Annotated in this window: 6 protein-coding genes; 2 read left to right on the forward strand and 4 right to left on the reverse strand. The window is 56.5% G+C overall.

Translation table 11 applies throughout. The annotated features are described in order from the left end of the window. Window positions 1-24: 24 nt before the first annotated feature. Window positions 25-5,496, reverse strand: coding sequence for a glycerophosphodiester phosphodiesterase family protein (locus AC58P5_RS24490; protein ID WP_497391284.1), 5,472 nt, complete (start codon window positions 5,494-5,496; stop codon window positions 25-27). A 280-nt stretch (window positions 5,497-5,776) separates the two neighbouring features. Between AC58P5_RS24490 and AC58P5_RS24495 the strand changes: the two genes are divergently transcribed. Beyond that, a complete protein-coding gene (locus AC58P5_RS24495; RefSeq protein WP_497391286.1) occupies window positions 5,777-5,989 on the forward strand; it encodes a hypothetical protein in 213 nt (70 codons plus the stop codon). 134 nt (window positions 5,990-6,123) lie between these two features. Here AC58P5_RS24495 and AC58P5_RS24500 read toward each other — a convergent pair whose 3' ends face one another. Beyond that, entirely contained in the window at window positions 6,124-6,612 is a 489-nt protein-coding gene (locus tag AC58P5_RS24500; RefSeq protein ID WP_497391288.1) for a DinB family protein, read from the reverse strand. 63 nt (window positions 6,613-6,675) lie between these two features. Next, a complete protein-coding gene (locus AC58P5_RS24505; protein WP_497391290.1) occupies window positions 6,676-7,545 on the reverse strand; it encodes a DUF6597 domain-containing transcriptional factor in 870 nt (289 codons plus the stop codon). Between the two features lie 280 nt (window positions 7,546-7,825). On the opposite strand from AC58P5_RS24505, the gene AC58P5_RS24510 reads away from it, so the two are divergent. Then, a complete protein-coding gene (locus tag AC58P5_RS24510) occupies window positions 7,826-11,104 on the forward strand; it encodes a S8 family serine peptidase (protein ID WP_497391292.1) in 3,279 nt (1,092 codons plus the stop codon). On the opposite strand, the gene AC58P5_RS24515 is transcribed toward AC58P5_RS24510, so the two are convergent. Further along, window positions 11,058-11,249 (reverse strand): hypothetical protein (locus AC58P5_RS24515; RefSeq protein ID WP_497391294.1); only part of this gene is annotated, 192 nt, incomplete at its 5' end. The genes AC58P5_RS24510 and AC58P5_RS24515 overlap by 47 nt on opposite strands.

The following is an 11,249-nucleotide window of genomic DNA, read 5'->3' on the forward strand; positions in this document are numbered from 1 at the left end:
TGGGATCGGGTGCTTCCGCTTGCCTTAGTTGATGAAGCCGGCGGTGACAAGGAACCGCCGCAGCATCGCCGCGGACTGAGCGCGGGTCGCTTCGCTTGCCGGCGCCAGCGTGCCGTCCGTCATGCCGTTCATGAGACCGGCATGAACGGCTGCGGCTACTTCCGCCTGCGCCCAGCCGATCTTGCCCGAATCGGTGTACCGGGCAAGGATCTCTTCCTGCTGCGGCTTCGTGAGCGCCGCAGCGGATGCCGCGCCCGCATAAGGCAGGGCGCGGACGAGCATGGCCGCCTGCTCCTCGCGGGTGATCGGGCGCTGCGGACGGAACGATCCGTCCTCATAGCCGCCGATCAGACCCGCAGCCGCCGCTGCGGCCACATCCCCGGCGAACCAGTCGGCGGAGCCGACGTCGCCGAAGGCTGCCGGCCCGGCCGCTTTCGGCAGGCCGAGCGCCCGGACGAGCAGCGCGGCGAATTCGGCGCGCGTAATGCTGCGTTCGGCGTCGAACCGGCCGCCGCCGCTGCCTTCCACGACGAGCTTCGCCGCGAGCAGCTCGACATCGGCCTGCGCCCAGTGGCCGGCCATGTCGGCGAAGACGGGCGCGCCGCTTACGACCGCGTAGAAGCCGCTGCCGCTGCGCTTAAACGTCACGGCCGTCTTGGCCGTGCCCGCCGGTGCGAAGAGGGACGGCGCGAATGAGAATTTCTTCTCATTCGGGTAAGCGCGCACGCCTGTCGCGCTCTTCGCGTCGAAAATACCGTCCAGGGTCAGCTCAAGCTGCCCCTGTGTCTCCAGCGCCGCAGAGCCGCCGGATTGGGCTTTCGCCGCGATTTCCAGTTGCACCGTTCGCGTGGCCTGAAGGCCTGCCGCTTTCACGGCCGCTGCGATCGCGGCCGCTTCACTGTTCGCCGCATAGCGGAGGGTGTAGCGGACCGTCAGGCTGCGGGCCTCGTCTCCCAGCCTACGTGCCGCTTCATTCAGCTTCAAATCCCCAAGCTGTACGGTGTACTTGCCTGCCGGACCCGCGATGACGAGTGTCCGATTGTTCGGAGCGGCGTCCATCAGGGCGGACGCCGGGATTTCGACCGTGTCGCCCGTATAGGCGATTTCTACGGTCGTGTAGGTTTTGAGCGCTTCACGCAGGGCCGAAGCGTCCACTTTACCTTCGGCGGCCGTTACCTTACCGGCAGAACCCCCGTTGTTACCGTTGTTTCCACCGTTATTGCCGTTATTGCCGTTGTTGCCGTTGTTGCCGTTGTTGCCGCCATTATTGCCATTGTTTCCGTTATTTCCTCCGCTTCCATTGTCCCCGCCACTGCTGCCTCCATCACTGCCTCCGCCTTTTACTTCGACAGTAACCGGCTGGGTGTAGAGGTCGTACTTGTTAGCGGCATCGATAGAAGCCGTGTACCGCAGGAGAGCATGGGCTTTTCCCGCTTTTTTGCCTGTGATTTGACTGCCGCTTACGTCCACAACATCCTGACCGTCCAGCAGGACGATATCCGGCGCGGCGTTCGTTTTCGTTCCTCTGTAGGATTCCACTTCCAAGGAGAGTGTCGTTTTTTCGCCCGGAGACAGACTGTACGAGCTCTTTCCCGGTTTAACCGAGGCGGCCCAATCCGCGGACCAGGACGCATAATCGGTCGTAATGCCGAAGGCCCCGAGCCCGAAAAACTTAATAAAATCGTTCTTGTTGTTGAATGTCCACGGAGAAATGATTACGCCCCGGTGTTTGGCGGCTTCCATGAAATTTTTACCGAGTCCTCCGTAGCTCGTGTTGAACGTCGCGTTCAAAGGCTGAAGCACCTTGAGCGTTTCCCTCAGCGATTTGTTGACATTGGCTTCGTTGGCATAGCCGCTTGTCAGCAGACCCGAAGGCATTTCGGGCATCAGCTCGGCAAGCCGCTTCAGCTGATTCGTGTCGAAGGACATCGCATCGACGAGGTCTTCGGCTTTCTTTTCCTTGATGATTCTTACAAAAGCATCGACTGCCGCCGGGGTGCTGGTTTTAATTTCGGCCATTACCATGCGGCCCTTCGCTCTAGCCAGGTCGATCTGTTCCTCCAATGTAGGTATTTTCACATCCGGATATCCGGTCGGGAACGGTTTGTTCGCGTTGAGCTTTTTGAGCTCGGCGAGGGTAAAGTCTTCGACTCTCCCGTTTCCGTTCGTCGTATTTTGCAAGACCGAATCATGAACGATGACAAGATGGCCGTCTTTGGTCAGGTACATGTCGTTTTCGATAAAATCGGCTCCGTATTCAATAGAAAGCGCGTTGCTTTCGATGGTATTCTCCGGAGCTTCGGATGGAATGCCCCGATGGCCGATAATGTAAGGTTTACGAATTAGAGTCGTTCCGTTGGAATACAGCTTCAGCGCCCCGATAGCCGCTTCCGGCGCATCCGTCACGATGCCGTTCGCTCCGCCCGTAATCAAAGTGTGCAGGGACACGGTTTTGTCCGTTTGGGAAGATTGATCCTGCGCCCACACCACCAAAGTCCGCTGCTGGAGATAAGCCATACTCTCACGCGTAGCCGCTTTCTGGGACAGGAGCGCGATTTTGGCCAGATTCACGGTCGTTTGGCGGCGGATTTCCATCAACTCTTCGTTCGTAGCCGCTTTGGCCTGGCGGAAATCCACAATGCCGCGGAGGATCGGATACGCCAGACGCGCTTTTCTGACCAGCTCGCCTTTGTCTGACACGATGAACGCGTCTTCGATTCCTCTCGCTTTCAGCGTCTCGACTAGCTTGCCGGCGGTCTGCTCATCCCGGACATAGAAGGCCGGAATCACTTTGTTGTTCAACGCTCCCAAGATGTCATCCAGGCCGCCGATTTCGGCACCTCCGGGAGCGGTGATTTTCAGATTGCCGTTCACGTACAGCATCGCCGTTGCAGGCAGGGAAGTACCCTGCAGCTTAACCAGGTCGGCAGAAGATTTAAGCTCCGTGACCACAGTAGGGGCCAGGGAAATCTTCGTTTCCGGCTCCACAACCTGCACGAACCGCTCGGAAGGCAGCGGAGGAAGCGCATCCTGCTGCAGGGTGACGCGGATATTGTCTACCTTCATGAGGCTTCCGTTCGCCTGGAGACCGATGCGACCCGTCTTATAAGCGCCCGCGTTATCGGTGTCAACGAGAAGCTTGTCGCCGATCCATTCCTGTACGCGGTCGCCGTAGGCTTTTACGGTGTAACGATACATTTTCGCGGGGTCGATCGCTTCGGTGTAAGAACCGCGGTCCATCACATTCCACTCGTTAGCGGGTGTCCGTTCCGCAAATTCAACCCCGTTGACGGCTGCCGCGTTTTGTCGCACGGCCATCTGGTAATAAGGGAGGTTGTCGTTTTGGATACGGAACATGATCGAATGCCATCGTGCCGCATCATTAGCGGACAAATGCGTGATATCCGCTTCGATTTTGTAATTGCCGAACAGTCCCAAATACTCGGGGAGCAGCACGCGGGAAGGGTTGTCCGGGGCAGCGGAGGCGTTCATTTCGAATGCGCCCGATTTGACGGCTGCCGCAGATGCGGTTGTTCCTTCTTTGCGCGTCCAGTCCTTCGGAAGAGTGCCTTCGGCCGTTTGATCGAAGTTTTCCTCGTAGAGGGTATATTCCTTTTCCCCCGGATCTTTGGCAATGACCATCAAGGTGAGCGACGCGTTATCCTTCTGAACCGTAACCGGATAGGCGCCTTTTTTGTTCACCTGCAGAGTACCGTTTCCGGCTGAAACCTCTTGACCGGCCGGTTTCCAGAGAAGCTCTCCGCCTTTCAGCGTCCCTTTGGAGAAATCGCTGAATTCGGCTTGGAAGCTCAGCGTATTGAGATCCAGCTTTACACCGGTATCCGTCAGCACGTAGCCTTCCGCATGCTGCAGCTTAACGGCTTGGGCGCCCGTCGCCGATGGAGTGACGGTGATTTCACGCGCCGCTTCCGCATTGGCGTAGACCGCTTTCACGGTCGCTTTGCCCGCTTTTACCGGATAGAGCTTGTTGTTCACGATTTTTACAATCGTTTCATCGGAAGAATACAGGCGAATGGCGTCTTGGCCGGGAATTTCCGTGATGCCGTCCGAATAATACACGCTGCCCGTAACGGTCGCGGGTCCCGTCAAAGCTTCCAGCGTGCCCGGAATCGTCACATCCAGCCGTTCGGCCGTTACCCGCGTCACCTTCAGGTTATCGAACGAAACTTTGCTTTGATCGGCCTGAAAGCCGACTTTTCCTTTTTCCAGAAGATCGGAAGAAAAGTTCTGATCCATGAGAAGCGTAAAATCCGCCTCGTCCTTGGCTTTGATGTATTCTTTGACGTTGTTTCCGACTGCGCGGACTTTCAACGTATACTCCTTGTCGAGCTCCAGCGGTTTCCACATGCCGCTTACAGGCGTAGGCGAAGCCCAGTTGTTATTGGGCATCCGGTAAGCCAGCTCGAATGTCCCGTTGCGGCGGACCGCCATCTGGTTGTACGGATTTTTCCCGTCGGCCGCTCCTCTGAACATGAGAGCCGCCCACCTGGCATCGTTCAGCACGCCTTCAAACCTCACGTCGGCTTCGACGGTGTAGTCGTCCCACTGGACAGGCGCGGAGATACGGGCCTGCTTCCCGGAAGCTTTGCCGTCGAAGTTCAAGCGGCCGTTCCCGTATGTATCCTGAACGACGGTAAAGGGAGCGCTGCCCGCGTTCACATCGGAAATCCAGCCGTCCGGAGTTTGCCCAGCCGGATAACCGTCGAAGTTATCCTGCAGGAGCACGGGATTGATTTGAGCGGAAACCGGATTCTCGTCTTTCAGGTTGAGAATTCCGTAACCGGCCGTGTCGTTCCAGAACGATTTGGAGTTAAACGCGCTCCAATAGCTCGTCCGCTGCTTGCTCGTATCGGCTTCGTAACGGTCCGTTACGCCGATTTCAAAGCCGAGCTGCTTCTGCAAACCTGTATCAAAACGGAGCATATCCCACGGAATCGCGGTTTCCAGCGTCCAGCCGCCCGAATCGGTTCCGACCGCCCTCAAGATTTTCTTCTCGTCTTTGCCGCTATGGTTGCCCAGCGCCGCCCCGAAATGAAATTCCGGCGTCGAGCCGGGCCGGTACACGAATCCCGCCTGCATATCGTCGGCTGCGAAAGGCGCCGACTGATGAAGGGTCGGATCGAAGAAGAAATTAATATTGTCCTGTTCGAACCAGTACCCCGTTCCGCTTGGGAACAGCGTGTCGTCCTCGGCTTTCACGCCGATATACAAATACTTGTTGTCCCACAGCATTCCGAACCGGGCGTTTTTAAACGTGCCTTCGCCCGTCCGGACATTCATCGTTTCGCTGACGTTCCAGAGCGACTCGTCAAGCCTGCCGTCGATTACGGGCGGCGTCAGCGTCTTTCGGACGTCCAGTGCCTTCCTCCCCGGGTCGGCGGCGTGCGCCGCCGCATCGAACAGGCCAAGCGGAGCCGTACCGCACAATAAAGCGGCGGTTAGTAACAGGCTCAAAAACCGGGAGAATCTTCTCATTTCGTATCCATTCCTTTCGGATGAGATATCCGGATCGGTTCCGGACGGACAAGGACGAGAACAACAAAAAAACCCTCTATCCATCAAACCGGAAAATGCCGAAGCAAGACATTTCCGTTTGTGCATAAAGGGTTTTCTCCTGGACTCTTACCCTTGGATATTCAGTTGTTCCTGCATGTCTCTTACTCTACCAGTACTATGTCAGCGCTGCGTTAAGTATGCTTAAAGATTTTGTAAGCGTGCGAATCGAAGATGGACGGGGCACATTCCCTAGGAAGGAATGGAAAGGATTACGCTTCAACAACGTGCTCGCGGTGCTGTTCCTCCTCCTGTCCGTGCTCTCGTTCTCCATCGGCTGGACGGCGGCGGGCTATGCATTTGCGGCATGCTGCCGGCTGCCGCCGGAACCGCTCTGCTCGGCTACTGCATCGGCTGCACGGTCTACTTCCAGTACAAACAGTTCCTGGTGAGAAGACGCCTGAACCGCTTCTGATCCTCCGCACCCTGCTCAAAAGAAAGAACCCGCCGGCCAACCAGCGGGTTCCGCAAAAAGACATGACGACTCTTCCTTCGGTGTAACCGACGGAAAGAAAACCGGTAGGAGTGCTGCTCCTTCCGGTTTTTATTTTAAGCGTACAGCATAAAAAAGTTCAGCTCATGACCGTTCTGCTTCAAATAATTGTACAGCTGCGAACGGTGGTGAAAAAGATGCGTCACGATTTCGATCAGCCATTTGATTTGCGGCATGCCGTGCTCCAGATAGAAGGCTTTCGTCTCTTTGTTCAAAAGCTCGTCTTCGCTCAGCGAAACCATATAAGCTTTCAGCGTATCGAAGTGAGTCCGCAGCCGCTCCGCCAGCTGCTCCGGGTCCGTAATGTCCTGCGCGCCGTTCTCGACAAGTTCAACCTCGGGCTGCGATTTTTCCTGCAGAATGGCCAGATCCGATGCCGGGATGGCGACAATATGATGAACGAGCTGAAGAAGCGTCCGCATGTTTTCGCCCGGGGTGAACGCCCACTCCTCCGGTCTGATCCGCCTGATCAGCGTCTCGCTTGTCCGGACCGACAGCTCAAGCTCGTCCAGAAGATGATCCCTGATTTGCATAACTCCGTTCATAGATAGCTTCATCCTTTCTAATTTCCATCGAAGATATATATCAGTATAACCAAGCCCGGCCGTTTACCGATTGGATAAATCGGACATGCCCCTATATTCGGCTGCCGCCTGCATCGGAGAAGCCCCGTAAAATCTTTTGAATTCCCGGATCATATGGGCCTGATCGAAAAATCCGCGCTCTGCCGCCACAGCCGCCCAATTGCTGACGGTACCGGCTTGAATGTCTCTAAGGAGCGTTTGAAACCGCACCACTTCGGCAAACTTTTTGGGGCTGAGACCCACCCATTGCCGGAAAGAACGGTGAAGCTGCCTCGTGCTGATGGTCTCGGACCGCGCCAGCTCGCTTACCGTTGCCTCGCCGCCTGTAATAAAGACGCGGTACAGCGCATTTTTCATCCGGGCGTCCCCGTCCGTCCCCTTGTCATTCAGCTGCCGCATCAGGCACGCTTCGACCGCTCCGATTCTTTCCCGGAAAGATCGGGCTTCCCGCACGCGTTCCTCGGTTTCCGCCCCGATAACCGGACCGATCTGCCCGGCCGCAACCGCTTGATCGTGAAATTCCGACACCGCCGTCTTCAAGAACGGATACGCCCCGCCGGGCAGAAAACGGATTCCGAACTTTCTCACTGGCGCCCCCTCCGCGTAGGCAAGGGTAAAAGCCTGCTGGAAAGTGCCGCAGTACCTTACGTCCAGTTCACCCGTCGTCAGATTCTCCGTAAATATGATATCCGTACAGCCGTCGGGAAGAACCCGATCCACCGCATCCGGCTGAAAGAGCAGCTGCGTATCCCCGCCCACGCGCGGTTCGGACTGCCAGTAACAGCATACGTACGGCTTAAGAGCGGGAGATGGCGTTTTTTCTGCATATATATAGGTAGAAACTCTTCCGTTCGCCTGAACGGGCCGGAATAAGTCGTGCAATCTCGCATCCATCTTTGCCCAGAAACCCCCTCACCCTTTTATCCTCTATCTCCCACTATAAGCCCGCAATAAAAGCCGAGCAAGGCTCATTTTAAAGGCAATTTCCAACCCATTTATGACGAAAATAAAATATTTTCTGTAAAAAAGCTGAAATTATCCATTTTTTATGGAATACATGACCTTTAGGAACTGTCTTACATAGTGTATAGGCCTAATCTTGAAAAAGGGAGGAGGTTCCGGATCGTTCACTAGCTCGTTTATTGTTCAAATATGAATGAAAAGAGGGAACTAGTTGAAAAATCGCCATCTCATCCAAAAAATATCCGTGATGTCGCTCGCGTTTGCATTCGTTGCAGGCACGGCGCTGCCTCATGCCAGTGCAGCCCAGTCCGGCAAAAGCATCCAACCGCGTACCCAGCTCAATGGTTCTCTGAATCCCGGTACAAACTCGATCCCGGGCCAGGTCAAGGGGTATATTTCCCCAAAACTGAATACGGCCTCCACGAATTCCGTCCGTGTTATCGTCCAGCTGCAAAATCAGCCGGTCGCCGTAGGCAAATACGCCGCCAAGCTGGGCATGTCCGCTCTGGCAGCCGAATCTACCGAAGCGGCCATCACGCAGGAGCAAACCGCTCTGGTCGGCGCCGCCAAAAGCAGCGGAATTAACCTCCAGGTCAATTACCAGTATAATACAGTTTTGAACGGACTAGAAGTAACTGTTCCGGCCAATAAAATTCCCGCGCTGGCAAAACTGGCCGGCGTTAAATCGATTCACCCCAGCGCCAACTATTTCCCGATCCCCGTAGATGAACCGAAAGGGCTGGATGTGAGCAGCCCCAATTATGACATCGCTCCGCTGAAACAGATCGGCGCGGATGTCGCCTGGGCCAAAGGCCTCACCGGCAAAGGCCTCAAAGTCGGCGTAATCGATACCGGAGTCGACTATCTTCACCCCGACTTAAAGAATGCCTACAAAGGCGGCTACGATTCCTTCGAGAAGGATAACGACCCTTATGAAGAACCTCCGCTTACTCCGGAGGAAGACCCTTACGGCACCGGATTTGAAGGGACGTCTCACGGCACCCACGTATCCGGAACAATCGTAGGAAGAGCATCCAACCCAAGCTCGGACATCGTTCAAAAAGGCGTCGCTTACGAAGCCGATTTGTATGTATATAAAGTACTCGGCCGGAATCCCGAAACGGGCAAAGCGTCCGGCTCCTCGGCTCAGGTCATCGACGGCATCGAGCATGCGGTTAAAGACGGTATGAACGTCATTAACCTGTCGCTCGGCTCCGACTCCGAGAAAGACCCGAACTCTCCCGACGTTGTCGCCATCAACAATGCCGTGCTTGGCGGCGTAACCGCCGTTATCGCGAACGGCAATGCGGCGGACAAAGGGCCTTACTACTATTCGCTGGGCTCGCCCGCGACTTCGCAGCTCGCTATCTCCGTCGGCGCCGTAACAAGCCCGAAAACGCAGTACACGGCATCCGTATCGGAAGCGGTCTATACAGCGCCCGTTACCCCAGCCGCCGGCGCAGCCGCAACCTCGCCGGTAACACCTGCGGCCGCCGGATACAATCTCAACGTGTTGGCCTGGGAAACCGGCCAGGAAAACTTCGCCTCCATTCTGGGCACGAACCCGAGAGACGTCGTGTACGTCAACTTGGGCCAGCCTCAGGATTATGAAGGCAAAGACGTAACCGGTAAAGTCGTGCTGATTTCCCGCGGTAATCTTGCCTTCGTGGACAAAATCGCCAACGCCAAGCAAAGAGGCGCGAAAGCGGCGATTATTTTCAACGGCAACACCGAACGCGCGGACGCGACTAAAGCCGATCTTTCCGAATCGGTCATCGGCCGTGACGGCTTTATCGGTTCAGCCGCTTACCTGGGCGACGGCTTCGAGTACATTCCGACCTTCGACATGAAAGGTACGGAAGGACGCGCTCTCGCCAGAAAAGCGCTGGCCGCTCAAAGCCAGACGCTGAAGCTTGCTTTCGGGGCCAACTATCCGAAGAGCGAAATCCCGGGCGATACGATGGCGACGTTCAGTTCGCGCGGCCCGAATGTGGACGGCGACCTGAGCATCAAGCCGGATATCAGCGCGCCGGGCGTGAGCATTCTGTCCACCTGGCCTGCCTACGGCAAGCAAAAGCCGGGTGCGAACTACAATACCGCCTACAGCCGCATCAGCGGTACCAGCATGGCCACTCCGCACGTAGCCGGACTTGCGCTGCTGCTGAAGCAGCAGCATCCGGACTGGTCGCCGCTGGATATCCGTGCGGCGCTGGCTAACACGTCGGACAAAATCAGCGACCTGGACGGCAAGCTGTACGACGTATACTCGCAAGGCGCAGGCCGTGCGAACGTGGGTACTGCCGTGAAGACGCAGGCTCTGCTCCAATCCGTGGAACCGATCACGCTTCTCGATAAGTACTGGCAGCCGCAAGCCGTGACGAACTACAATCCGTCCGTCAGCTTCGGCCTTCTGGCTCCGGGAACGAATGCCCAGAAGGAGCTTCAGCTGAAGAACGTATCGAAGCAAAGCGTAACCTACACGGCCAAAGTCGTGCTGCATCCGAACGTAACGTCGGATCCTAACGCTCCGACCCAAACGCCGGATGTCGCGAACCTGACCGCCCAGCTGCTCGGCCTGCAAAACGGTAAGCTGACCGTTGCGGCCGGCGCTTCCAAAGGTTTTTATCTGTCCGTAACACCGAAGAACAATGCGGTTAAAGGCGTCTATGAAGGCGAAGTGCTTCTGGAAAGAAGCGGCCAGCCTTCGCTGCATCTGCCTTTCGCCGTTCACGTCGGCCAAGATAAGCCGGAAACCGGATTCGGTCTGCAGGAACTGGAGCAAACGGAAACTGCCATTTATCCCGATAATCGTGACGGCTCCCCGACCACAACCGATCTTTCCTTCCGTCTGACGGCCAAGGACGTGAACGTGATTTCCCTCTGGGCTGTGGGACTCGATGACAAAGAAATCGGCATCATCGACGAAATCACCCGGACCGACGCTAACGGCCACCTCAAGCTGATTGAGCCGGGCGTTTACTCGTTCGAAGGCATCGACGGTTCTTATGTGGACGGAGAACTGGATGCGAACGGTGACCTGAAGGTGAAACAGCTTGCAGAAGGCACTTACAAGCTCTCCGTAATCGCTCAGAAGATCGACGAGTTCGGCAACAACGTGGACGGTATCTCCTACACGGCTTACAGCTCCCTGCGTATTGCCAACCTGGAGAACGACCGCGTCGCCAAAGCAAAGGACGATTTTAAAGCTAAAATCGTCAATACGCGCAAAATCAACCAGCCGGTTCTGCAGCTCCCTAAAACGGACGGAATCGTGTACAAGGTCACAAACAGCTCCAATAAAGCTTACGTCGACAACAGCGGCGTTCTGAAGTTCGTTCCGAACAGCGGAGTCGTCAATGTCGAGCTGACCGTCACGATCTCTTCCGCCAAGAACCCGGCCCTCAAAACCACGGTCAAAGTTCCTGTCGTGCTGAGCAAATCGTCTATTCCGCAGCGCCAGACAGCTGATGAAGGCGTGCTTGCCGAATAAGGCGGATCAGGTGACTCGAACGGAATAAACCAAGCAGCGGCGTCAGCGGCGTCAGCGGCGTCAGCGGCGTCAGCGGCGTCAGCGGCGTCAGCGGCGTCAGCGGCGTCAGCGGCGTCAGCGGCGTCAGCGGCGTCAGCGGCGTCAG

This window comes from Paenibacillus sp. JT31N7 (genome assembly GCF_059692095.1).